The organism is Vibrio sp. RE88 (assembly GCF_013113835.1).
Lineage (GTDB): Bacteria > Pseudomonadota > Gammaproteobacteria > Enterobacterales > Vibrionaceae > Vibrio.
In genome coordinates, this window is the sequence record NZ_VTYQ01000016.1 from 50290 (window position 1) to 72986 (window position 22697).

The following is a 22697-nucleotide window of genomic DNA, read 5'->3' on the forward strand; positions in this document are numbered from 1 at the left end:
CGATGGATTCTCAACGTAATATCCTGTTAATCGCGCTAGCACTGGTTTCTTTCTTGTTGTTTCAACAATGGCAAGTCGCAAAGAACCCAGCACCACAGCCGGTTGAACAGGCACAATCAAGCAGTACCCTACCTGCCCCTACTCTTGCGGATGATTTAGATCCCGCGCCTGCGCAGCAAGCGTCTGCTAAAACGATTACCGTGACAACTGACGTCTTGACTCTGTCGATTGATACGGTTGGTGGTGATGTTATCACTGCAGACCTGAACCAATACTCTGCAGAACTGGATTCATCAGACCCATTCGTTCTACTGAAGAACGAACCAGGTCACCAATTCATTGCGCAAAGTGGTCTAGTGGGCCCTCAAGGTATCGATCTGAGCAGCTCAAATCGTCCGGCTTACTCAGTGAATGCCGATAGCTTCACTCTGGAAGACGGTCAGGATGAACTTCGCATCCCAATGACATACCAAGCAAATGGCCTTGAGTACACCAAAACATTTATTGTTAAGCGTGGCAGCTACGCGGTTGACGTTGAATACGATGTGGTCAACAACTCAGGTAACAACGCGACATTTGGTATGTACGCTCACCTGCGTCAAAACCTAATGGACGCGGGCGGCAGCATCACTATGCCAACTTACCGTGGCGGTGCGTACTCAACAGAAGAAACGCGTTACAAGAAATACAGCTTTGACGATATGCAGGATCGTAACCTGTCTATCACTCTACCAGACGGTCAGGGTTGGGCAGCAATGATCCAACACTACTTCGCGTCTGCATGGATCCCTCGCAACGAGCCAGGTACTAACCTGTACACTCGCGTGATTGGTAATCTGGGTGACATTGGTGTTCGTATGCCGAACAAAACCATCGCCACGGGTGATTCAGCCAAATTCAACGCGACGCTTTGGGTAGGTCCAAAACTTCAGCAAGAAATGGCTGAAACCGCGCCGAACCTAGACTTGGTTGTGGATTACGGCTGGCTATGGTTTATCGCTAAACCACTGCACACGCTGCTGTCGTTCATTCAAAGCTTCGTGTCTAACTGGGGTCTGGCGATCATCGTGCTGACCTTCATTGTTCGTGGTGCAATGTACCCACTAACCAAGGCACAGTACACCTCAATGGCAAAAATGCGCATGCTACAGCCTAAGCTGCAAGCGATGCGTGAGCGTATTGGCGACGACCGTCAGCGTATGAGCCAAGAAATGATGGAACTGTACAAGAAAGAGAAAGTAAACCCACTGGGTGGCTGTCTACCTCTGCTTCTACAGATGCCTATTTTCATTGCACTATATTGGGCACTGATGGAATCGGTGGAACTGCGTCACTCACCATTCTTTGGTTGGATTACTGACTTGTCAGCGCAAGACCCTTACTACATCTTGCCGCTACTGATGGGTGCATCCATGTTCCTGATCCAGAAGATGAGCCCAACCACAGTGACAGATCCAATGCAGCAGAAGATCATGACATTCATGCCTGTTCTGTTCACTGGTTTCTTCCTGTTCTTCCCATCAGGTCTGGTTCTTTACTGGTTGGTATCGAACATCGTGACTCTGATCCAACAGACGCTGATTTATAAGGCGCTGGAGAAGAAAGGCTTGCACTCAAAATAACGAGTCGGCGTAAATAATCGAGAAAGGCGACCAAAAGGTCGCCTTTTTGTTTTTGGCTGATTACAATTCACCTCATTCACTATTTACCCTCACAGGGTATGCATCGCACAGGCTACCACTATGACTACAGAGACCATTGTCGCTCAAGCGACTGCGCCCGGACGAGGCGGTGTCGGCATTATTCGCGTATCCGGTCCCCTTGCGGCCAAAGTCGCTTCTGAGGTGACAGGCAAAGAATTACGTCCAAGATACGCAGAGTATCTGTCATTTACGGCTCAGGATGGCACTCAGCTCGATCAGGGTATCGCGCTCTACTTCCCTAATCCAAACTCCTTTACCGGCGAAGATGTCCTAGAACTGCAAGGCCATGGCGGCCCAGTCGTAATGGATATGCTGATCAAGCGCATCCTGCAAATTCCAGGGATCCGTACCGCTCGTCCGGGTGAGTTTTCAGAGCGCGCCTTCCTCAATGACAAGCTCGATTTAGCCCAAGCAGAAGCCATTGCGGACTTAATTGATGCCAGCTCAGAACAAGCGGCAAAATCGGCCCTTAAATCGCTTCAAGGCGCGTTTTCAAATCGAATCCAAACCTTGGTAGAGTCTCTGATACACCTGCGTATCTACGTCGAAGCCGCGATTGATTTCCCCGAAGAAGAAATCGATTTTCTTGCTGATGGTAAAGTCTCCGCCGACCTTCAGACGATTATTGATAACCTCACCGCCGTGCGCAAAGAAGCGACACAAGGCGCTATCATGCGCGAAGGGATGAAGGTAGTCATTGCCGGTCGACCAAATGCGGGCAAATCCAGCCTTCTGAACGCTCTGTCGGGTAAAGAGTCTGCCATTGTGACCGACATTGCTGGCACCACCCGAGATGTATTGAGAGAGCACATCCATATTGATGGCATGCCACTGCATATCATCGATACTGCAGGCCTACGCGATGCGTCAGATGAAGTCGAAAAGATAGGTATCGAACGTGCGTGGGAAGAAATCGATCAAGCCGACCGCGTCTTGTTTATGGTCGATGGCACCACCACAGATGCCACTGACCCGAAAGAGATTTGGCCTGACTTCGTCGATCGATTGCCGAGCAATATCGGCATGACAGTGATCCGCAATAAAGTCGATCAAACCGATGAAACACTTGGTATCTGTCATGTTAACGATCCAACGTTGATTCGTCTGTCGGCCAGAACGGGTCAGGGCGTCGAGTCACTGCGTACGCACCTTAAAGAGTGCATGGGCTTTGCGGGTGGGCACGAAGGTGGCTTTATGGCTCGTCGTCGTCACCTAGAAGCGCTGGAAAAAGCGGCTGAACACCTTGATATAGGTCAGCAGCAACTGGAAGGTTACATGGCGGGCGAAATCCTCGCAGAAGAATTGAGAATTGCGCAGCAGCACCTGAATGAAATCACCGGAGAGTTCAGCTCAGATGACTTGCTCGGGCGCATCTTCTCCTCCTTCTGTATTGGCAAATAATCCCCATACACGCGACCTTTGAGTCGCGTGTTTTTTAGGTAAAAGGAAACCCTATGATCCAAATAATTACCGGCAGTACATTAGGTGGTGCTGAATACGTTGGCGATCATCTCAGTGATCTCCTGATTGAAAAAGGCTTTGAGACCTGCATTCACAACCAACCTGAGCTGAGTGAGATCCCGGCTGAAGGCACCTGGCTACTAATCACTTCCACCCATGGTGCTGGTGAATACCCAGATAACATTCAGCCATTTATCCAAGCTCTGCAAGACACCCCACCAAGAATGTCTGGGGTTAAATATGCCGTGATTGCGATTGGCGACTCCAGTTACGATACATTCTGTGCTGCGGGCCAGCATGCTCATGCGCTACTCGCGGACATAGGTGGTACACCGGTTGCAGACTGCCTGACAATCGATGTGCTCAATCATGATGTCCCTGAAGATGCCGCTGAAGCTTGGCTAGCCGATCATATTGATAGCCTATAATCCCCCAACAAGGAAGTGATTGCTCATTGTCACTTCCTCTCTTCTTTCTCAATCTAGTGAAATTTCAATCGTTCTAGCTGTGGATAAAATGCAAACTATCCGGTGATTAACCTATAGTTATCCAAAGAACAACTCTTGATCTATTTTTCGCCTGTGAATAACTAGCCATTTTGATCTCAGGTAATCCTCGATCTGATCAAGGCAAGATCACATCATTTGATCTGTTTAAGATCCATGATCTTGTTGATCATTTTTTACTTATCCACAGAGATCGTCGATCCTTATAATAGATCTAATAAAAGATCATATATAGAGATCCTATATAAGTAAGCTTTGTCAGAGGCTTAGATTAAAAACGCGAAAAGCGATTTTCTATCAATGTGAAAGCAGGTAGAATAGCGCTCTTTTTTATCTGCCCATCTCTCTATTGAATACCAGAGGTCAGTTCATGCTTTATCACGAAAAATTTGACGTCATTGTTGTCGGTGGCGGACACGCAGGAACGGAAGCCGCACTCGCATCAGCTCGCACAGGACAAAAGACGCTGTTACTGACACATAACATCGACACTTTAGGTCAGATGTCATGTAATCCAGCCATTGGTGGCATCGGTAAAGGCCACTTAGTCAAAGAAGTGGATGCGATGGGAGGGTTAATGGCCCAAGCCATCGATCACGCTGGTATTCAATTCAGAACACTGAATGCATCTAAAGGTCCTGCAGTAAGAGCAACTCGTGCTCAAGCTGATCGTGCTCTGTACAAAGCCTATGTTCGTGAAGCATTAGAAAATGCCCCCAACCTGACCTTATTCCAGCAATCTGTCGATGATCTGATTGTTGAGCAGGACAAAGCTGTCGGTGTTGTGACGCAGATGGGCCTGCGTTTTCATGCCAAAGCAGTCGTATTGACGGTTGGGACTTTCCTTGGCGGTAAGATCCATATCGGTATGGAAAGCTCTTCTGGTGGTCGTGCGGGCGATCCTCCTTCCATAGCACTGGCGGATCGTTTACGTGAATTACCATTCCGTGTTGATCGCCTTAAGACAGGAACTCCACCACGAATTGACGCGCGAAGTGTTGATTTCTCCCAGTTGGAAGCCCAACACGGTGATAATCCAACCCCTGTATTCTCCTTTATGGGTCAGAGAACACAACATCCTCGTCAGATCCCGTGTTTTATTACCCATACCAACGATCAAACCCACGAAGTGATCCGCAATAACTTAGATCGTAGCCCGATGTATGCAGGTGTGATCGAGGGGATTGGCCCACGTTACTGCCCATCGATTGAAGACAAAGTGATGCGTTTTGCTGACAAAAACAGCCATCAGATCTTTATCGAGCCTGAAGGACTGAACACGCATGAGCTCTATCCAAATGGCATCTCCACCAGCTTGCCGTTTGATGTTCAAGTTCAGATCGTTCGTTCAATGAAAGGGTTTGAAAATGCCCACATTGTGCGACCAGGCTACGCGATAGAATACGATTTCTTTGATCCACGTGATTTAAAACAGACCTACGAAACCAAATTTATTAATGGTTTGTTCTTTGCTGGCCAGATCAACGGCACCACAGGCTATGAAGAAGCGGCTGCGCAAGGTTTAATGGCGGGTTTGAACGCCAGCCTGTACAGTCAGGACAAAGACGGTTGGAGCCCACGTCGTGATCAGGCTTATGTCGGTGTTTTGATTGATGACCTGTCAACGATGGGCACCAAAGAACCGTATCGCATGTTCACTTCACGCGCCGAGTATCGTTTGTTGCTGCGCGAAGATAACGCGGATCTGCGTCTGACAGAGCAGGCACGTGAACTTGGTTTGATCGATGATCTTCGTTGGGCGCGTTTCAATGAAAAGATCGACAACATGACCAAAGAGCGCCAGCGTCTGAAAGACACTTGGATGAACCCTAAATCACAAGGCATTGATGCGCTCAACCAACTGCTAAAAACACCAATGGTGCGTGAAGCCAGTGGTGAAGATCTGCTGCGTCGCCCTGAGATGACCTATCAGCAGCTGACTGAGCTGGAAGCCTTTGCGCCTGCGCTGGAGGATCATCAGGCTGCTGAGCAAGTAGAAATCCAAGTCAAATACGAAGGTTACATTAAGCGTCAGCAAGACGAGATTGAAAAATCTCTGCGTCATGAGCACACGCACCTGCCACTTGATATGGATTACGCCAACGTGAAAGGCCTGTCAAATGAAGTGGTAGCAAAATTGAATGAATCGAAGCCGGAATCCATTGGTATCGCATCGCGCATCTCTGGAATTACGCCAGCGGCCATCTCCATCTTGCTTGTTCATCTCAAAAAGCAAGGCATGTTGAAAAAAGGTGAGGAAGCATAATGAGCGCATTACGTTCTCAACTGGATGCACTGATCGGACAAACTACGCTTGAGGTGTCAGAACGCCAACGAGATCAACTTGTTGGTTATGTTGAAATGCTCAACAAATGGAACAAAGCTTATAATCTGACCTCAGTACGCGATCCCAGTGACATGCTGGTGAAACACATCCTCGATAGCATAGTGGTCAGCACTCACTTACAAGGCCAACGTTTTATTGACGTGGGTACAGGGCCGGGTCTGCCGGGGATCCCTTTGTCTATCATGAATCCAGACAAAGAATTCTATTTGCTCGACAGCCTTGGTAAGCGCATTCGTTTTATTAAACAAGTGCTGCATGAACTTAAGATCGACAATGTCACGCCGATTCAAAGCCGCGTTGAAGAGTTTCAGCCACAGGACAAATTTGATGGCGTATTAAGCCGAGCGTTTGCCTCTATGGTTGATATGGTGGAGTGGTGTCATCACTTACCTAAAGCCCAAACCGGCTGTTTCATGGCCCTTAAGGGCCAACTGCCTCAGGATGAGATTGACCAGCTTCCGGACTGGTGTTCTGTGACCGACATCAAAGCTTTGCAAGTTCCTGAATTGGAAGGTGAGCGTCATCTAGTAATCTTATCCCGCAAGGAATAAAAGCGAGGTTCACCGTGGGAAAAATCGTAGCAATCGCCAACCAGAAAGGTGGAGTTGGTAAAACAACAACGTGCATCAACTTAGCCGCGTCTATGGCTGCGACCAAGCGCAAAGTATTGGTGATTGATCTCGATCCGCAAGGTAACGCCACTATGGCCAGTGGCGTTGATAAGTATCAGGTCGATGCCACCGCTTATGAGCTGTTGGTTGAAGACGTCGCCTTTGATGATGTCGTGTGTCGCAAGACCTCTGGCAATTATGATTTGATTGCTGCCAACGGCGACGTCACTGCCGCTGAAATTAAACTGATGGAAGTGTTTGCGCGCGAAGTTCGTCTTAAACATGCACTTGCGTCAGTTCGCGATAACTATGATTTCATCTTTATCGATTGTCCTCCATCGCTAAACCTTCTTACAATCAATGCCATGGCCGCAGCAGATTCGGTCTTGGTTCCTATGCAGTGTGAGTATTTCGCACTGGAAGGTCTAACAGCATTAATGGATACCATCAGTAAGCTGGCAGCGGTGGTAAATGAAAATCTTAAAATCGAAGGTCTGCTTCGCACCATGTATGACCCTCGTAACCGCTTATCCAACGAAGTATCCGATCAGTTGAAAAAGCACTTTGGTAACAAGGTGTACCGCACTGTTATTCCGCGCAATGTTCGTCTGGCCGAAGCGCCAAGTCATGGTAAACCTGCCATGTATTACGACAAATACTCCGCAGGCGCAAAAGCGTATCTGGCTCTAGCCGGAGAAATGCTGCGCCGCGATGAAGTCCCTGCATAACCCAACCAAAGGAATTTGTCTCATGTCTAAACGTGGTTTAGGTAAAGGGCTTGATGCTCTGCTTTCAACGAGCTCGCTCGCGCGTGAAAAACAGCAAAGTGCCTTGCACAGCCAAGAGCTTTCTTCTGATGGGGAACTGACGGATTTAAGCATCAATAGCCTTAAGCCGGGTGTTTATCAGCCGCGTAAAGACATGGAGCCTGAAGCGCTTGAAGAGTTAGCGGCTTCGATAGAGTCTCAGGGAATTATCCAGCCGATCGTGGTTCGCCAGGTTGAAAACGACAAGTTTGAAATCATTGCGGGTGAACGCCGCTGGCGTGCGGCACGTAAAGCGGGGCTCAAGCAAGTACCGTGTGTGATCAAAAACGTCGACGATCGCGCTGCGATCGCTATGGCGTTGATCGAGAACATTCAGCGTGAAGATCTTAATGTAATCGAAGAAGCGGTCGCCCTCGATCGTCTTCAGGAAGAATTTTCTCTCACCCACCAGCAAGTGGCTGAGGTGATCGGTAAGTCGCGCGCTACTGTGAGTAACTTGCTGCGACTGAATCAGCTGGAAATGGACGTCAAGTATCTCCTTTCAGAAAAAATGCTCGAAATGGGCCACGCACGTGCGTTGTTGGCATTGGAAGGGGAAGAGCAGGTTGAGGTCGCTGAACTGGTCGCGAAGAAGCGTATGACAGTTCGTCAGACAGAACAGTTAGTGAAAAAGTGTCTCCAGCCGCAATCTGAAGAGAAAAATGAGCTTCAAGACACTGAGGCACAACAAATGTCACAGAAATTGAGTGAAATGCTCAGTGCTAAAGTGGCAATCGTGCGTGCCAAGAACGGGGCGTCGAAAGTCACGATTAGTCTTGATGAGCCTCACAAATTAGAGCAACTGATTGCCAAGCTTGAAGGCTAAATGAGATAATTGATCTCGGTCAATTATGTAAAAAAACGAATTTTTGTGCGAAAGTTGTCGGTTTGTAAACAAAATTGTAACTTTTTGCGGTGTTTTAATTGCATTCAATAGGACTCACCGTATAATTTTCGCCAATTTCCCAGCATGAGGTAGTAACGCTGTGGATTTTACTCGAGGTACGAATACATGGTAGCTGCGTTAGCTAGACCAGGACGAGAGCTTGCAAAGCGATTGTTAATGATCCAGTTTGGCGCGGTTACACTAATGGCGGCAGGAATGGCAGTGGCTGTGAATGCTGAATGGGGGCTTTCAGCACTGATTGGTGGCGGCATTTTTGTTGTCGCGAATGCGGTGTTCGCATTGTTTGCTTTCATGTATGGTGGGGCTCGCGCTGCAAAGCGTATCGCGAACTCTTTCTATGCAGGTGAAGCACTGAAAATCCTTATCACAGTGGCGCTTTTTTCCGTTGCTTACATGTATATACAGGTGGAACTTGTTCCCCTTAAGCTAACCTATTTGCTGGCTCTAGGTATTAATATCTGTGCGCCAGTGCTATTCATTAACAACAAAAAATAGGATGAGTTATGGCTGCGCCAGGTGAAGCGCTAACTGCGTCCGGATACATTTCCCACCACCTTACAAACCTTTCTACTTATAAGTTAGGTCTTGTAGCGGAGGAGGCAAGTTTCTGGAACGTACATATCGATAGCCTGTTTTTTTCTTGGTTTACTGGTTTAATTTTCCTAGGAATCTTTTACAAGGTAGCAAAGAGAACAACAGCGGGTGTACCAGGTAAGCTTCAGTGTGCTGTAGAAATGATCGTTGAATTTGTCGCGGAAAACGTCAAAGACACGTTCCATGGACGCAACCCACTGATCGCGCCTTTAGCACTGACTATCTTTTGTTGGGTATTCTTAATGAACTTGATGGACTTAGTGCCAATCGACTTCTTACCTTACCCAGCAGAGCATTGGCTTGGTATTCCTTACCTAAAGGTTGTACCGTCTGCTGATGTGAATATCACCATGGCTATGGCTCTAGGCGTTTTCGCTCTGATGATTTACTACAGCATCAAAGTGAAAGGTCTAGGTGGATTCGCTAAAGAATTAGCACTACATCCATTCAATCACCCACTGATGATTCCGTTTAACCTACTGATTGAAGTGGTCTCGCTACTGGCGAAACCTCTATCTCTTGGTATGCGTCTATTCGGTAACATGTTCGCGGGTGAGGTTGTATTCATTCTTTGTGCGGCAATGCTACCATGGTACTTGCAATGGATGGGTTCACTACCGTGGGCAATCTTCCATGTCTTGGTTATCACGATTCAAGCCTTCGTGTTTATGATGTTGACAATTGTTTACCTGTCAATGGCACACGAAGACAGTGATCATTAATTTTTTTAAAGCTTTTTATTTGGGCAACTAGCCAACAACTATAAATTGGAGATAGTAATGGAAACTTTACTGAGCTTTTCTGCAATCGCCGTAGGTCTTATCGTCGGTCTTGCTTCTCTTGGTACTGCGATTGGTTTCGCACTTCTAGGTGGTAAATTCCTTGAAGGTGCAGCACGTCAACCAGAAATGGCTCCTATGCTACAAGTTAAGATGTTCATCATCGCGGGTCTACTTGATGCGGTTCCAATGATCGGTATCGTAATCGCACTTCTATTCACATTCGCGAACCCATTCGTTGGTCAACTAGGTTAATCACTTTTAACTTTCGACAAGCTTTGGCTTGTTATTGATTAATACTAAGTCCGAATAGAAGGGGTAGCTGTTGTGAATATAAACGCAACTCTGCTAGGTCAAGCAATCTCGTTTGCACTGTTTGTGTGGTTCTGCATGAAGTATGTATGGCCGCCATTGATGCAAGCGATCGAAGAGCGTCAGAAAAAAATTGCTGACGGTCTACAAGCAGCTGAACGTGCTGCAAAAGACTTGGATCTAGCGCAAGCAAACGCTTCTGAACAGATGAAAGAAGCGAAGCGCACAGCAACAGAGGTCATCGAGCAAGCGAACAAGCGTAAAGCTCAAATTCTAGATGAAGCTCGTGAAGAAGCTCAGGCAGAACGCCAGAAGATTCTTTCACAAGCGGAAGCTGAACTTGAAGCTGAACGCAACCGTGCACGCGATGAGCTGCGCAAACAAGTTGCAACTCTGGCTGTAGCTGGTGCTGAGAAAATCATTGAGCGTTCTATCGATAAAGATGCGCACAAAGATATTCTCGACAACATTACTGCAAAACTTTAAGTCTGGGGGCGCCTATGTCTGATTTGACTACTATCGCACGCCCCTATGCTAAAGCAGCATTCGACTTTGCAGTGGAAAAAGGCGCGTTGGACCAATGGGGTCAGATGCTTTCTTTTGCTGCTGAAGTAGCTAAAAACGAACAGATGCACGAACTCCTAACGGGTTCGGTTTCTGCCGATAAACTGGCAGAAGTATTTGTAGCAGTTTGCGGCGATCAAGTTGATGCTCATGGCCAAAACCTATTGAAGGTAATGGCACAGAATGGCCGATTAGCGGCCCTTCCTGATGTTTGTGAACAGTTCTTTGCTCTGAAAAAAGAGCATGAGAAAGAAGTGGATGTTGAAGTGATTTCAGCGTCAGACCTTTCTGATGAGCAGCTTGCAGGTATCAGCAGCAAACTTGAGCAGCGTCTTGAACGCAAAGTTAAGCTGAATTGCAGTGTAGATGAGGCCCTACTTGGTGGGGTGATTATTCGAGCCGGAGACTTAGTCATCGATGACTCAGCGCGTGGTCGTTTGAACCGCCTGAGCGATGCATTGCAGTCTTAATGGGGATTGGAGCATGCAACTTAATTCCACGGAAATCAGCGATCTAATCAAACAGCGTATCGAATCTTTCGACGTTGTTAGTGAAGCTCGCAATGAAGGTACTATCGTTTCGGTAAGCGATGGTATCATCCGCATTCACGGCCTAGCGGACGTGATGCAAGGTGAAATGATTGAATTACCGGGTGGCCGTTATGCACTGGCACTTAACCTTGAGCGTGACTCGGTTGGTGCAGTTGTAATGGGCCCATATGCTGACCTTAAGGAAGGCATGAAAGTTACAGGTACTGGTCGTATTCTTGAAGTACCAGTTGGTCCAGAACTACTAGGTCGCGTAGTAAACACGCTAGGTGAGCCTATCGATGGTAAAGGTCCAATCGAAGCAAAACTGTCTTCACCTGTAGAAGTTATTGCACCAGGTGTAATCGACCGTCAATCGGTTGATCAGCCTGTTCAAACTGGTTACAAATCTGTTGACTCAATGATCCCAATCGGTCGTGGTCAGCGTGAGCTTGTTATCGGTGACCGTCAGACTGGTAAAACAGCAATGGCGATCGATGCAATCATCAACCAGAAAGACTCTGGTATTTTCTCTATCTACGTAGCAATCGGTCAGAAAGCATCGACTATCGCTAACGTAGTTCGCAAACTAGAAGAGCACGGCGCGCTAGCGAACACTATCGTTGTTGTTGCATCAGCTTCTGAATCTGCAGCGCTACAATACCTAGCGCCATACGCAGGTTGTGCGATGGGTGAATACTTCCGTGATCGCGGCGAAGACGCACTGATTGTTTATGATGACCTATCTAAACAAGCTGTCGCTTACCGTCAGATCTCTCTACTACTAAAACGTCCACCGGGTCGTGAAGCTTTCCCTGGTGATGTTTTCTACCTTCACTCTCGTCTACTAGAGCGTGCTGCTCGTGTAAGCGCAGAATACGTAGAAAAGTTCACTAACGGTGAAGTGAAAGGTAAGACTGGTTCTTTGACTGCTCTTCCTATCATCGAAACTCAAGCTGGTGACGTTTCAGCATTCGTACCGACTAACGTAATCTCGATTACCGATGGTCAGATCTTCCTACAGACTGAGCTATTCAACGCAGGTGTTCGTCCAGCTGTTGACCCAGGTATCTCAGTATCTCGTGTAGGTGGTTCAGCTCAGACGAAAATCATCAAGAAACTATCAGGTGGTATCCGTACAGCACTTGCTGCATACCGTGAACTAGCGGCTTTCGCACAGTTCTCATCTGATCTTGATGAAGCAACGAAGAAACAGCTAGACCATGGTCAGAAAGTAACAGAACTAATGAAGCAGAAGCAGTACGCTCCAATGTCTGTATTTGACCAAGCGCTAACTATCTTCGCGGCAGAGCGTGGTTACCTAGATGATGTAGAACTAAACAAAGTTCTAGATTTCGAGGCGGCTCTACTATCGTATGCTCGCGGTCAATACGCTGAATTAGCGTCTGAGATCGACAAGACGGGTGCTTACAACGATGAAGTTGAAGCTCAGCTTAAGAAACTGACTGACGACTTCAAAGCAACCCAAACTTGGTAATAGGTCGGTGGCAGTCTCTGCCACCAACTAATGGAGAGTAACGATGGCCGGCGCAAAAGAGATACGTAATAAAATCGGTAGTGTGAAAAGCACTCAGAAAATTACGAAAGCGATGGAAATGGTAGCAGCTTCAAAAATGCGTCGTTCTCAAGATGCAATGGAAGCTTCTCGTCCATACGCTGAAACAATGCGTAAAGTGATCGGTCACGTGGCAAACGCAAATCTAGAGTACCGTCATCCGTACCTAGAAGAGCGTGAAGCGAAGCGAGTTGGTTACATCATCGTTTCTACAGACCGCGGCTTGTGTGGTGGTTTGAACATTAACGTGTTCAAGAAAGCTGTTATAGACATGCAAGCTTGGAAAGAGAAAGGTGCTGAAGTTGAACTGGCGGTTGTCGGTTCAAAAGCTACAGCATTTTTCAACAACAGTGGCGCTAAAGTCGCTGCGCAGGTTTCTGGTCTGGGCGATAGCCCAAGCTTAGAAGACCTAATCGGTTCTGTAAGCGTAATGCTGAAGAAATACGATGAAGGTGAACTGGACCGTCTGTATGTAGTGTTCAACAAATTTGTGAACACCATGGTTCAAGAACCAACGATCGATCAATTGCTACCTTTGCCTAAATCAGATAGCGAAGAAATGCAGCGTGAGCACTCATGGGACTACATCTATGAACCTGAGCCACAACCTCTGCTGGATGCACTATTAGTGCGTTACGTAGAGTCTCAGGTATACCAAGGTGTGGTTGAGAACCTTGCTTGTGAGCAAGCGGCTCGTATGATTGCGATGAAAGCTGCAACAGACAACGCCAGCAACCTGATTGAAGACTTAGAACTTGTGTACAACAAAGCCCGTCAGGCTGCGATTACACAAGAACTGTCTGAAATCGTTTCAGGTGCTGCAGCGGTTTAAGCTTAGGTAAAACGAAATAGTTTAGAGGATTAACGATGGCTACAGGTAAGATCGTACAGATCATCGGTGCGGTAGTCGACGTAGAGTTCCCACAGAGCGAAGTACCTAGTGTATATGACGCTCTAAACGTAACGGACTCAAAAGAGCGTCTAGTTCTTGAAGTTCAACAACAGCTAGGCGGTGGCGTAGTTCGTTGTATCGTAATGGGTAGCTCTGATGGTTTACGTCGTGGAGTTGAAGTGGTTAACACTGGCGCTCCAATTTCGGTACCAGTAGGTACTAAGACCCTAGGTCGTATCATGAACGTTCTAGGTGACGCGATTGACGAGTGTGGTGAGATCGGTGCAGAAGAGACTTACTCTATTCACCGTGAAGCACCAAGCTACGAAGAGCAATCAAACGAAACAGCTCTACTAGAAACTGGCGTGAAAGTAATCGACCTAGTTTGTCCATTCGCTAAGGGTGGTAAAATCGGTCTATTCGGTGGTGCAGGTGTAGGTAAGACCGTTAACATGATGGAACTTATCAACAACATCGCACTACAACACTCTGGTCTATCTGTATTTGCAGGTGTTGGTGAGCGTACTCGTGAAGGTAACGATTTCTACTTTGAAATGCAGGAAGCGGGCGTTGTAAACGTTGAGAAACCTGAAGAATCAAAAGTAGCGATGGTTTACGGTCAGATGAACGAGCCACCAGGTAACCGTCTACGTGTTGCACTGACTGGTCTAACAATGGCTGAGCGTTTCCGTGACGAAGGTCGTGACGTTCTACTGTTCGTTGATAACATCTACCGTTACACACTAGCGGGTACAGAAGTATCAGCACTTCTAGGTCGTATGCCATCTGCGGTAGGTTACCAGCCTACTCTAGCAGAGGAAATGGGTGTACTTCAGGAGCGTATCACGTCAACTAAGCAAGGTTCTATCACGTCTGTACAGGCGGTATACGTACCTGCGGATGACTTGACTGACCCGTCTCCTGCAACAACGTTCGCGCACTTGGATGCAACGGTTGTACTTAACCGTAACATCGCTGCGATGGGTCTATACCCAGCGATCGACCCACTAGATTCAACGTCTCGTCAGCTTGACCCACTAGTTGTAGGTCAAGAGCATTACGACATCGCTCGTAACGTTCAGCAGACGCTTCAGCGCTATAAAGAGCTGAAAGACATCATCGCGATCCTAGGTATGGACGAGCTATCTGAAGAAGATAAGCAAGTTGTATCTCGTGCACGTAAGATTGAGCGTTTCCTAACTCAGCCTTACCACGTAGCGGAAGTATTCACTGGTGACCCAGGTATCTACGTACCTCTTAAAGAGACTCTACGTGGCTTCAAAGGTCTACTAGCTGGTGATTACGACGACATTCCAGAGCAAGCGTTCATGTACTGTGGTGCAATTGACGATGCTATCGAGAATGCGAAGAAGCTATAAGGCTAACTAGGAGGCGATATGGCACCAATAACCTTTCACCTAGACGTGGTAAGCGCTGAGAAGAAAATCTTCTCTGGTCGTGTTGAAACGTTTCAGGTGACCGGTAGCGAAGGTGAGCTGGGTATTTTCCACGGCCACACTCCGCTACTGACCGCTATCAAGCCTGGTATGGTGCGTATTGTGAAACAGCACGGCCACGAAGAAATCATTTATGTTTCTGGTGGTATGGTGGAAGTTCAGCCTGGTACAGCGACTGTACTGGCTGATACGGCTATCCGTGGTGAAGAACTAGACGCAGCGAAGGCAGAAGAAGCCAAGCGTCGCGCTGAGGAGAGTATCCAGAATCAGCACGGCGATATGGACTTCGCTCAAGCGGCCAGTGAGCTGGCGAAAGCCATTGCTCAGCTACGTGTTATCGAGCTGACAAAAAAACGCCGTTAATTTAATTGCGGTGTTTTAAAAATGATAAAGGCGGTCAGATGACCGCCTTTTTGCTTAATTTTTAACAGAAATTTTTCCTGATCAATTAACTAATTCCTGATTAATGTCTAGAATACCTCTCAGTTTTACAACAGCATATATAGGTTACTGAATGAAATTTAGCGCGGTGATCCTCGCAGCGGGTAAAGGCACTCGCATGTACTCGAACAAGCCAAAAGTACTGCATACCTTAGCGGGTAAACCCATGGCCAAACACGTGATTGATACGTGTGCCAGTTTAGGCGCGCAGAATATTCATTTGGTTTACGGTCACGGCGGTGATCAGATGCAGGCTGAGTTAGCAGAGGAGTCCGTTAGCTGGGTACTGCAAGCCGAGCAGTTAGGGACAGGGCACGCAGTGGATCAGGCGTCAGCAAATTTTGAAGATGACGAGAAGATCCTTGTTCTTTATGGTGATGTACCGCTGATCTCAGAAGAGACGATCGAAAACTTATTGGATGCGCAACCAACAGGCGGCATCGCGTTGCTGACGGTGGTACTGGATAACCCAATGGGTTACGGACGCATTGTACGTAAGAATGGCCCTGTGGTCGCGATAGTCGAGCAGAAAGATGCGACTGAAGAGCAGAAGCTGATTAAAGAGATCAATACTGGTGTGATGGTTGCGACAGGCGGTGATCTTAAACGCTGGTTAGCGGGGCTTAATAACGATAATGCTCAGGGCGAATATTACCTAACAGACGTGATTGCCGCGGCTCATGATGAAGGCCGTGCAGTGGAAGCTGTGCATCCGGTGAATCCAATCGAAGTCGAAGGGGTCAATGACCGCGCACAACTGGCTCGCCTTGAACGTGCATTCCAGTCTATGCAAGCGCAAAAATTGTTAGAGCAGGGCGTGATGTTACGCGATCCGGCACGTTTTGATCTGCGCGGTGAATTGCAGTGTGGTATGGATTGCGAAATTGACACTAACGTCATCATTGAAGGCAAAGTGACCTTAGGCGACAACGTGATCATTGGCACTGGAAGTGTACTGAAAGATTGTGAAATCGATGACAATAGTGTCATTCGCCCTTACAGTGTGATTGAAGGCGCGACGGTTGGTGAAGAGTGTACAGTTGGTCCGTTCACACGTTTACGCCCAGGTGCAGAGATGCGTAATGACTCTCATGTGGGTAACTTTGTTGAAGTGAAGAATGCACGCATTGGCGAGGGTTCTAAAGCAAATCACCTGACCTATTTGGGTGATGCGGAAATTGGTCAACGCACAAATATTGGTGCAGGCACGATCACTTGTAACTATGATGGCGCAAATAAATTTAAGACCATCATCGGTAACGATGTGTTTATTGGCTCTGACAGTCAGCTGGTGGCTCCTGTTACTATCGCGGATGGTTCAACCGTCGGCGCTGGCACGACATTAACTAAAGACGTTGCAGAAGGAGAGTTAGTGATTACTCGCGCGAAAGAGCGCAAAATCACAGGCTGGCAGCGCCCAGTGAAACAGAAGTAAACCTCAATTACTAAAAAACGCCGCTGATTGCGGCGTTTTTTATAGCTAGTTACTTGGAATAGCAATACGTCGCTCTAGCCATCTTACGGCCTGCGATACCAACAGAATTAAAATCAGATACTCCAGTACCAGAAAGGTATAAATCTCAAGGGGTAAATACTCATTGACCACCAGCTCATTTGCCCGCCGCGTTAAATCACTCAGTCCAATCACGCTGACCAACGAGCTCATTTTCAAGATGTAGACGAACTGGTTACCTAGTGGTGGCAGGATTTGTCTAAATGCTTGTGGAAGTATGACCAAGCGCATTTTTTGCCAGTAATTCAGTCCGAGTGACTCTGCAGCCTCGTGCTGTCCCTTGGCAATGGATTGGATCCCACCGCGAAAAACTTCCGCCATGAAAGCACTTTCTGCAACTGTCAGGGCGATGACACCTGCCCAAAAATGATCGAGTGAGATATCCAGCAGTGTTGGTAGGCCGTAATAGACCCACAACAGCAGGACAAGCACAGGAATTGAGCGGATGATCTCAACATAAACTCTATTAAGGCCATTGAGCCATCTTGAATTTGATAATGAAGGTAGGGCGACCAATAAACCTATCAGCATTGCCAAAGCCATGCTCAGAAGAGAAATCGTGATGGTGTCGTAGAATCCGGCACTCAGAAACTTCAGGTTTGTCTGGCCTTGCTCTGTTGAAGGATCGAGTACATACCAGCCCCATTGATAGTCACTACAGCCGGTGAGAAGGAGAATGGTTGCCAGCCAGAAATAACGATAGGTCACATTACATCCTGTATTGTCTAAAAAAACTGCTTTGTTGCTGCTATGTTAGCAGTGAACTATCACAGAGCGTAATAACTTTAAGGAAGATTAAATGAACAAGTTCATCCTAGCACTCGGACTGTGTATTTTATCAATCGGTCAGGCGGCTGCCGAGACAAGCCGACTCCATGAGATTCTAGATAACGGGGTGCTACGAGTAGGGACGACCGGGGACTGGAATCCGATGACAATGAAAGATCCGGCTACCAATAGCTACCGAGGCTTTGATATTGATGTAACTACTGAGCTGGCCAAAGATTTAGGCGTCAAAGTTGAATATGTTGCAACGGACTGGAAAACGTTGGTGAATGGCATTACCGCCAATAAGTACGATATTACGGGAAGTGCCTCTCTGAATATGTCTCGCGCTAAGGTAGCGGGCTACAGCCAACCTTATTTCTACTTGGCTTTCGTTCCTGTCGTACAGAAAAAAGATCTGCAAAAATTCTCAGGCTGGAGTGATTTTGACAAGGCAGAGGTGAAGGTTGCGGCGACATTGGGTACGGTGCAAGAAAAGATGGTCAAAGAATTCTTTCCTTCGGCAAAACACATTGTGATTGAAGCGCCAGCAAGAGATTTCCAAGAGTTACTAGCTCGCCGTGCAGATGTGTCCGTGACATCGAACGTCGAAGCGGCGACGTTAGTTGAGAAGTTTAAACAACTCGCTATTGTACCTGTAAAAGAGCCACGCAAACCTACCCCGATTGCGATGCTGCTACCTCAGGACGACCAAGTATGGATCAACTACATTAATCACTGGGTTGAACTGAAAAAGACCCAAGGCTTTTTCAAACAAACTGCTGAGAAGTGGGGATTGAAGAGCAAGTAATTGCTTTGTAGAAAAAAGAGCCGCACAACGCGGCTCTTTTTAATTGGTTACTCGTCACTGACGACACGAGAATTATCAGGGGCGGTAAACTGTTCTGACAATTGACGGTTAGAAACAATGTAGCCAAGCCATAGACCGCTCATACAAATAATGATTGCGATACCTGTGACTACTTGAGCTTGGCTCGCCATTGCCGCGACTAACGCACTGGCGAGACTGCTGACGCAGATCTGCAAGCTATTTTGCAGCCCTGCTGCAGTGGCAGGGCTCTGCTTAGCGCTCGCCAATGCACGGTTGACGACAATCGGGTAAAGCGCGCCGTTAGCGACGGCAATTAAGCAGAAGGGCGCAAGAATCGGCCAGATAGACGTTAGCTGCCATTGTGAGGCGATAAACACTAGCAGTGAAGCGACACTGAATAAACCAATCAACTGGCGCAGTACTTTTTCGTCACCGAATTTGGCTACTCCTTTTTTACCCAGGTAACCACCAGCCATAAAGGCGATGGTCTGAGGAATAAAACTTAGACCGATATCTTTGGCTTCGTAACCAAGCTGAGCCATGATTTCAGGCATACCGGTCAGATACGCGAAGAATGCAGCTGATGCGGTTGCAAACATCATGACGTTGCCCAAATAAGTCTTTGAGCCTACTAGCGCTTTGATGTCTGAACTCATGCTAGTCTGTTTAGCTGGCTCCTTTTCATTGCTTTGTGCCATCGTCGTGGCTACCAACAATAAACCCATTAGCGTCAGGGCTACAAAAATACTGTGCCAGCCGAAATTATCTGCCAGAACAACACCCAACTGCGGTGCTAAAGCGGGAGATAGTGCCACTAGCGGCATAATAGTGGCGAAGATTTGTTGGCTGCTGCTGGAGTAACGTTTGATGACCATCGCTTGCCAGATCACTGCAGGTGCGCAGACGCCGATGGCTTGAATGAAGCGAAGTGTCAGTAATTGCCAGACTTGATCGCTGAAAGCAAGACCAAAAGAGGCTACGGTAAACAAACCTAAACCGGCGGCTAGCGTATTTCGATGGCCAAATTTGTCCGATGCCAGTCCCCATAAAAGCTGGCCAATCGCCATACCGACCAGAAATACAGTTAATGAGAGTGCAATTTGTTCTGGACCAGTAGTAAAGTCACCTTCCATTGCTTTGAAGGCGGGTAAGTACATATCTGTAGCAATAAAACCTAGCATTGATAACGAGGCTAAATAGAAAAGTTGTAATTTAGAGATTTTCATCATCTTTCCATTCAAAAAAATTCACTGATTGTTGTAAGTTGTAACCAACCTTTTTATTAACTTTGCTATTCTATTTTTCGTGATAGTGAAATTGAAACGCTAAAATTTGCAGTTATTCATCAAAAAATTTGAAAGGTGGTTATGAGTGTATTTTCTCAAGCTTCATTAGAGCTGGTGGATACGGTGGCTCGCCTAGGCAGTTTTACAGCGGCAGCGGAGGTCTTGCACAAAGTACCATCTGCCATCAGCTACAGTATTCGCCAAATGGAGCAGGAATTGGATGTGGTGCTGTTTCGTCGTTTACCCAGAAAGGTGGAGCTGACGCCTGCGGGTGAAGTATTTCTTGAACAGGCTAGGGCAATGCTCCGACAGATGGAAGAAGTGAAGGCGCAAACCAAGCGTGCGGCGCATGGCTGGCAAAAAACACTCAAACTGACGTTAGATAATGTCGTTAAACTGGATCGCCTCAAGCCGTTGATTGAAGATTTTTATCAAACCTTTCCTTACGCTGAGCTGCAGATCAATATGGAAGTGTTCAACGGTTCTTGGGAAGCAATCTCTCAGGGCAGAGCTGATATTGTCATTGGTGCGACGTCGGCGATTCCCGTTGGTGGAGATTTTGAAGTTCGGGATATGGGAATCTTAGATTGGGCATTTGTCGCTTCACCTAGCCATGCTTGTGTACGCCAGCAAAATCTGACTGAGGAGTTTGTCAGTCAGTTTCCAGCGATATGCCTTGATGATACCTCCAATGTACTGCCTAAACGTCACACTGGTCATTATCCTCACCAACGTCGTTTACTGCTGCCTAACTGGTACAGTGCCATCGAGTGCTTAAAAAATGGGGTCGGCGTGGGCTATATGCCACGTCATATCGCGATGCCACTGATCCATGAAGGTCAGTTGGTTGAGAAGTTATTGCCAGATGACAAGCCAATCAGTCGCTGTTGCCTAGTTTGGCGCAAAGATGACAATCACAAATTGATTCAGTGGATGGTGGATTATCTAGGTAGTGGAGATAAGCTACATAGCGACTGGCTTCGTTATGCATCAAATTGAACCAGATTCAAATTGTTAATGTTAGCAGATTGTTATTTACAAGCGGCTTGATACTATCCAATACATAATTCTGTAAATTGTTGAGGTACTGCAGTTTGAGGATAGTTGACAAAAAATGGCAGGTGCTGCCTATTTTGACCTTGTCGGTTTCTATGCTGGTTGGGTTGTATGGTTTTTACATCACGTTGGAACGTCTAGTCATAGAGCGCGAACGCTCTCACCTCATTTCGCTGATGTCGGATGTCATTTATGTCATTCGTGAAGACAGTGCTAAGTTTACTCCTAAGTTAGATGTCGATGACTACATTGGCGACCTGACTCAAGCGAATACGCAAATGCGCATTCAGGTGATAGATCCTACCGGTGTTGTAGTAGCCGATACTGACTTATCCGATCACGCGTTAGCGCGAGTAGAGAATCATGCTAACCGTCCTGACTTCCAGCAAGCGCTGGAAACAGGCGAAGGCAGTGATGTTCGCTTCAGTACCGTTACATCAACGGATCGCATCTACTACTCGAAAAAAGAAAGCATCAATGGCAATGACTTTGTGATTGTTTTGTCTTCTCCTATGTACCACTTAAAGCAGATGACTTTTGAACTGATGACCATTCTGACGATTATGGTCATACTAAGTATTGGCTTTTTGGTGGGCACCTCCTATCTCAGCAATCGACGAATCAACCTACGGGTTGAAGAAGAACAAACCAAGCAAGATGAGCGAATTCGCCAGCGTACCAATGAGATTGAACTGATGCATAGGCTCGCCAATATGCTTGCCGCCTGCAACAACATGGTTGAAGCGCAGAAAATAGTCTCCGACGTCCTACCGAGAATTCTTGGCAATGTGAATGGTAGCGTGTCGCTGATGCGTGCGTCGCGTAATCAGCTTGTGACTCAGCTTGACTGGGGGGAAGAGTGGCCAGGCAGCCGCAGCTTTGCTCCTGATGAGTGCTGGTCATTGCGCAAAGGTCGGGTGTATCAATCTAATGATGAATTCCACACGTTATCTTGTGAACATATGGAAAACGTGGGAGACAATCAAACCCTGTGTATCCCACTTACGGCACACGGAAATACCATAGGTATCATGCATCTCTATTTTGGTTCGAGTGAGATTGAGATCGATGAGATTACTGAGCAGCTGGCATTCAGCGTGGCTGAACATTTAGGCTTAGCATTAGCGAATTTGAGTCTCCAAGAGAAATTGCGCTCTCAGGCACTGAGCGATCCATTAACGGGTCTGTTTAATCGTCGATTCTTCGAGCAAAAGCTGACTGAGCATGCGATGAATTCGGCAACGTCAGAGCAGCCGCTATCATTGTTGATGCTTGATTTAGACCACTTTAAACGCTTTAACGATAACTTTGGTCATGATGCTGGAGACTTTGTTCTCAAAGAAATCAGCGCCTTGCTGAAGCGTAGTGTCGGGGATGATGAAATTGCCTGCCGTTTAGGCGGTGAAGAGCTGGCGGTGTTGTTACCGCAATCGAATATGAAGCAGGCGACTGAGTTTGCCAATACTCTTTGTGAAGCAGTGCGCTCACTGCACCTGGAACATAAAGGCTTATCTTTGGGTCAGCTTGGTGTGTCGATTGGTGTCTCAACATATCCCAAACCGTCCTCGGATATGGAGTCTCTAGTCAAGATGGCTGATCAGGCTCTGTATATGGCAAAAGATTTAGGTCGAAGCCGAGTCGTAAACTATGACGAATACCGGACACATAAGAAGCCCGGCCTAGAAGTGGTAGAGCTGGAAGAAAACCCAGCTTAGAATTTAGGTAAATAAATTCAGGTAAATAAAAAGGCCAGCATTTGCTG

At 47.1% G+C, this 22697-nt stretch carries 22 protein-coding genes; 20 read left to right on the plus strand and 2 right to left on the minus strand.

The annotated features are described in order from the left end of the window. Positions 1-2 precede the first annotated feature (2 nt). The 17 genes from yidC (at position 3) to glmU (ending at position 16918) form a co-directional block, all read left to right on the plus strand. Entirely contained in the window at positions 3-1622 is a 1620-nt protein-coding gene (gene yidC, locus F0265_RS23300; RefSeq protein ID WP_019273974.1) for a membrane protein insertase YidC, read from the plus strand. A gap of 120 nt (positions 1623-1742) precedes the next feature. Continuing rightward, on the plus strand, positions 1743-3104 hold the full coding sequence (mnmE, locus tag F0265_RS23305) for a tRNA uridine-5-carboxymethylaminomethyl(34) synthesis GTPase MnmE (protein WP_171750510.1): 1362 nt from the start codon (positions 1743-1745) through the stop codon (positions 3102-3104). Positions 3105-3157: 53 nt separating this feature from the next. After that, positions 3158-3592 (plus strand): FMN-binding protein MioC, encoded by a 435-nt coding sequence (gene mioC / locus F0265_RS23310; RefSeq protein WP_038163802.1) that lies wholly within the window; start codon positions 3158-3160, stop codon positions 3590-3592. A gap of 448 nt (positions 3593-4040) precedes the next feature. Next, the gene (gene mnmG / locus F0265_RS23315; RefSeq protein ID WP_171750511.1) at positions 4041-5936 is read left to right on the plus strand and encodes a tRNA uridine-5-carboxymethylaminomethyl(34) synthesis enzyme MnmG; all 1896 of its coding nucleotides are present in this window, start codon (positions 4041-4043) and stop codon (positions 5934-5936) included. After that, positions 5936-6568, plus strand: a complete 633-nt coding sequence (rsmG, locus tag F0265_RS23320) for a 16S rRNA (guanine(527)-N(7))-methyltransferase RsmG (protein WP_171750512.1) — start codon at positions 5936-5938, stop codon at positions 6566-6568. Before mnmG ends, rsmG begins: the two co-directional genes overlap by 1 nt. Before the next feature lie 14 nt (positions 6569-6582). Then, positions 6583-7356: a ParA family protein gene (locus F0265_RS23325; RefSeq protein ID WP_006957452.1), complete on the plus strand. Its 774-nt coding sequence runs from the start codon at positions 6583-6585 to the stop codon at positions 7354-7356. Between the two features lie 22 nt (positions 7357-7378). After that, the gene (locus tag F0265_RS23330; RefSeq protein WP_006957451.1) at positions 7379-8260 is read left to right on the plus strand and encodes a ParB/RepB/Spo0J family partition protein; all 882 of its coding nucleotides are present in this window, start codon (positions 7379-7381) and stop codon (positions 8258-8260) included. A 186-nt stretch (positions 8261-8446) separates the two neighbouring features. After that, positions 8447-8836 carry a F0F1 ATP synthase subunit I gene (locus F0265_RS23335; RefSeq protein WP_006957450.1) on the plus strand — a complete coding sequence of 130 codons (390 nt, stop codon included), beginning with the start codon at positions 8447-8449 and terminating at the stop codon, positions 8834-8836. A gap of 8 nt (positions 8837-8844) precedes the next feature. Next, positions 8845-9657 (plus strand): F0F1 ATP synthase subunit A, encoded by an 813-nt coding sequence (atpB, locus tag F0265_RS23340; protein ID WP_006957449.1) that lies wholly within the window; start codon positions 8845-8847, stop codon positions 9655-9657. A gap of 57 nt (positions 9658-9714) precedes the next feature. Continuing rightward, positions 9715-9969: a F0F1 ATP synthase subunit C gene (gene atpE / locus F0265_RS23345; protein ID WP_006957448.1), complete on the plus strand. Its 255-nt coding sequence runs from the start codon at positions 9715-9717 to the stop codon at positions 9967-9969. A 72-nt stretch (positions 9970-10041) separates the two neighbouring features. Continuing rightward, on the plus strand, positions 10042-10512 hold the full coding sequence (gene atpF / locus F0265_RS23350) for a F0F1 ATP synthase subunit B (protein WP_006957447.1): 471 nt from the start codon (positions 10042-10044) through the stop codon (positions 10510-10512). A 14-nt stretch (positions 10513-10526) separates the two neighbouring features. After that, positions 10527-11060, plus strand: coding sequence for a F0F1 ATP synthase subunit delta (atpH, locus tag F0265_RS23355; RefSeq protein ID WP_006957446.1), 534 nt, complete (start codon positions 10527-10529; stop codon positions 11058-11060). A gap of 13 nt (positions 11061-11073) precedes the next feature. After that, the gene (gene atpA / locus F0265_RS23360; protein WP_019273968.1) at positions 11074-12615 is read left to right on the plus strand and encodes a F0F1 ATP synthase subunit alpha; all 1542 of its coding nucleotides are present in this window, start codon (positions 11074-11076) and stop codon (positions 12613-12615) included. A gap of 43 nt (positions 12616-12658) precedes the next feature. Then, positions 12659-13525 carry a F0F1 ATP synthase subunit gamma gene (gene atpG, locus F0265_RS23365; protein WP_006957444.1) on the plus strand — a complete coding sequence of 289 codons (867 nt, stop codon included), beginning with the start codon at positions 12659-12661 and terminating at the stop codon, positions 13523-13525. Positions 13526-13560: 35 nt separating this feature from the next. Next, on the plus strand, positions 13561-14964 hold the full coding sequence (gene atpD, locus F0265_RS23370; protein ID WP_006957443.1) for a F0F1 ATP synthase subunit beta: 1404 nt from the start codon (positions 13561-13563) through the stop codon (positions 14962-14964). An 18-nt stretch (positions 14965-14982) separates the two neighbouring features. Then, entirely contained in the window at positions 14983-15405 is a 423-nt protein-coding gene (locus F0265_RS23375; protein ID WP_006957442.1) for a F0F1 ATP synthase subunit epsilon, read from the plus strand. A gap of 151 nt (positions 15406-15556) precedes the next feature. Beyond that, a complete protein-coding gene (gene glmU / locus F0265_RS23380) occupies positions 15557-16918 on the plus strand; it encodes a bifunctional UDP-N-acetylglucosamine diphosphorylase/glucosamine-1-phosphate N-acetyltransferase GlmU (protein WP_171750513.1) in 1362 nt (453 codons plus the stop codon). A gap of 45 nt (positions 16919-16963) precedes the next feature. Here the strand turns inward: glmU and F0265_RS23385 are convergent, their stop codons facing one another. Further along, the gene (locus F0265_RS23385) at positions 16964-17704 is read right to left on the minus strand and encodes an amino acid ABC transporter permease (protein WP_171750514.1); all 741 of its coding nucleotides are present in this window, start codon (positions 17702-17704) and stop codon (positions 16964-16966) included. A 91-nt stretch (positions 17705-17795) separates the two neighbouring features. Here F0265_RS23385 and F0265_RS23390 point away from each other — a divergent pair, with 91 nt between their 5' ends. Beyond that, the gene (locus F0265_RS23390) at positions 17796-18572 is read left to right on the plus strand and encodes a transporter substrate-binding domain-containing protein (protein WP_171750515.1); all 777 of its coding nucleotides are present in this window, start codon (positions 17796-17798) and stop codon (positions 18570-18572) included. A 47-nt stretch (positions 18573-18619) separates the two neighbouring features. On the opposite strand, the gene punC is transcribed toward F0265_RS23390, so the two are convergent. Then, the gene (gene punC / locus F0265_RS23395) at positions 18620-19819 is read right to left on the minus strand and encodes a purine nucleoside transporter PunC (protein ID WP_171750520.1); all 1200 of its coding nucleotides are present in this window, start codon (positions 19817-19819) and stop codon (positions 18620-18622) included. Between the two features lie 141 nt (positions 19820-19960). On the opposite strand from punC, the gene punR reads away from it, so the two are divergent. Then, positions 19961-20878: a DNA-binding transcriptional activator PunR gene (gene punR / locus F0265_RS23400; protein ID WP_171750516.1), complete on the plus strand. Its 918-nt coding sequence runs from the start codon at positions 19961-19963 to the stop codon at positions 20876-20878. Positions 20879-21030: 152 nt separating this feature from the next. Further along, positions 21031-22650 carry a diguanylate cyclase gene (locus F0265_RS23405; RefSeq protein ID WP_171750521.1) on the plus strand — a complete coding sequence of 540 codons (1620 nt, stop codon included), beginning with the start codon at positions 21031-21033 and terminating at the stop codon, positions 22648-22650. Positions 22651-22697 lie beyond the last annotated feature (47 nt).

Bases quoted from the DNA above. Each gene is read 5' to 3' on its own strand.
- yidC (WP_019273974.1), top strand. From the start codon at position 3: ATGGATTCTCAACGTAATATCCTGTTAATCGCGCTAGCACTGGTTTCT.
- mnmE (WP_171750510.1), top strand. From the start codon at position 1,743: ATGACTACAGAGACCATTGTCGCTCAAGCGACTGCGCCCGGACGAGGC.
- mioC (WP_038163802.1), top strand. From the start codon at position 3,158: ATGATCCAAATAATTACCGGCAGTACATTAGGTGGTGCTGAATACGTT.
- mnmG (WP_171750511.1), top strand. From the start codon at position 4,041: ATGCTTTATCACGAAAAATTTGACGTCATTGTTGTCGGTGGCGGACAC.
- rsmG (WP_171750512.1), top strand. From the start codon at position 5,936: ATGAGCGCATTACGTTCTCAACTGGATGCACTGATCGGACAAACTACG.
- F0265_RS23330 (WP_006957451.1), top strand. From the start codon at position 7,379: ATGTCTAAACGTGGTTTAGGTAAAGGGCTTGATGCTCTGCTTTCAACG.
- F0265_RS23335 (WP_006957450.1), top strand. From the start codon at position 8,447: ATGGTAGCTGCGTTAGCTAGACCAGGACGAGAGCTTGCAAAGCGATTG.
- atpB (WP_006957449.1), top strand. From the start codon at position 8,845: ATGGCTGCGCCAGGTGAAGCGCTAACTGCGTCCGGATACATTTCCCAC.
- atpE (WP_006957448.1), top strand. From the start codon at position 9,715: ATGGAAACTTTACTGAGCTTTTCTGCAATCGCCGTAGGTCTTATCGTC.
- atpH (WP_006957446.1), top strand. From the start codon at position 10,527: ATGTCTGATTTGACTACTATCGCACGCCCCTATGCTAAAGCAGCATTC.
- atpA (WP_019273968.1), top strand. From the start codon at position 11,074: ATGCAACTTAATTCCACGGAAATCAGCGATCTAATCAAACAGCGTATC.
- atpG (WP_006957444.1), top strand. From the start codon at position 12,659: ATGGCCGGCGCAAAAGAGATACGTAATAAAATCGGTAGTGTGAAAAGC.
- atpD (WP_006957443.1), top strand. From the start codon at position 13,561: ATGGCTACAGGTAAGATCGTACAGATCATCGGTGCGGTAGTCGACGTA.
- F0265_RS23375 (WP_006957442.1), top strand. From the start codon at position 14,983: ATGGCACCAATAACCTTTCACCTAGACGTGGTAAGCGCTGAGAAGAAA.
- glmU (WP_171750513.1), top strand. From the start codon at position 15,557: ATGAAATTTAGCGCGGTGATCCTCGCAGCGGGTAAAGGCACTCGCATG.
- F0265_RS23390 (WP_171750515.1), top strand. From the start codon at position 17,796: ATGAACAAGTTCATCCTAGCACTCGGACTGTGTATTTTATCAATCGGT.
- punC (WP_171750520.1), bottom strand. From the start codon at position 19,819: ATGAAAATCTCTAAATTACAACTTTTCTATTTAGCCTCGTTATCAATG.
- punR (WP_171750516.1), top strand. From the start codon at position 19,961: ATGAGTGTATTTTCTCAAGCTTCATTAGAGCTGGTGGATACGGTGGCT.
- F0265_RS23405 (WP_171750521.1), top strand. From the start codon at position 21,031: ATGCTGGTTGGGTTGTATGGTTTTTACATCACGTTGGAACGTCTAGTC.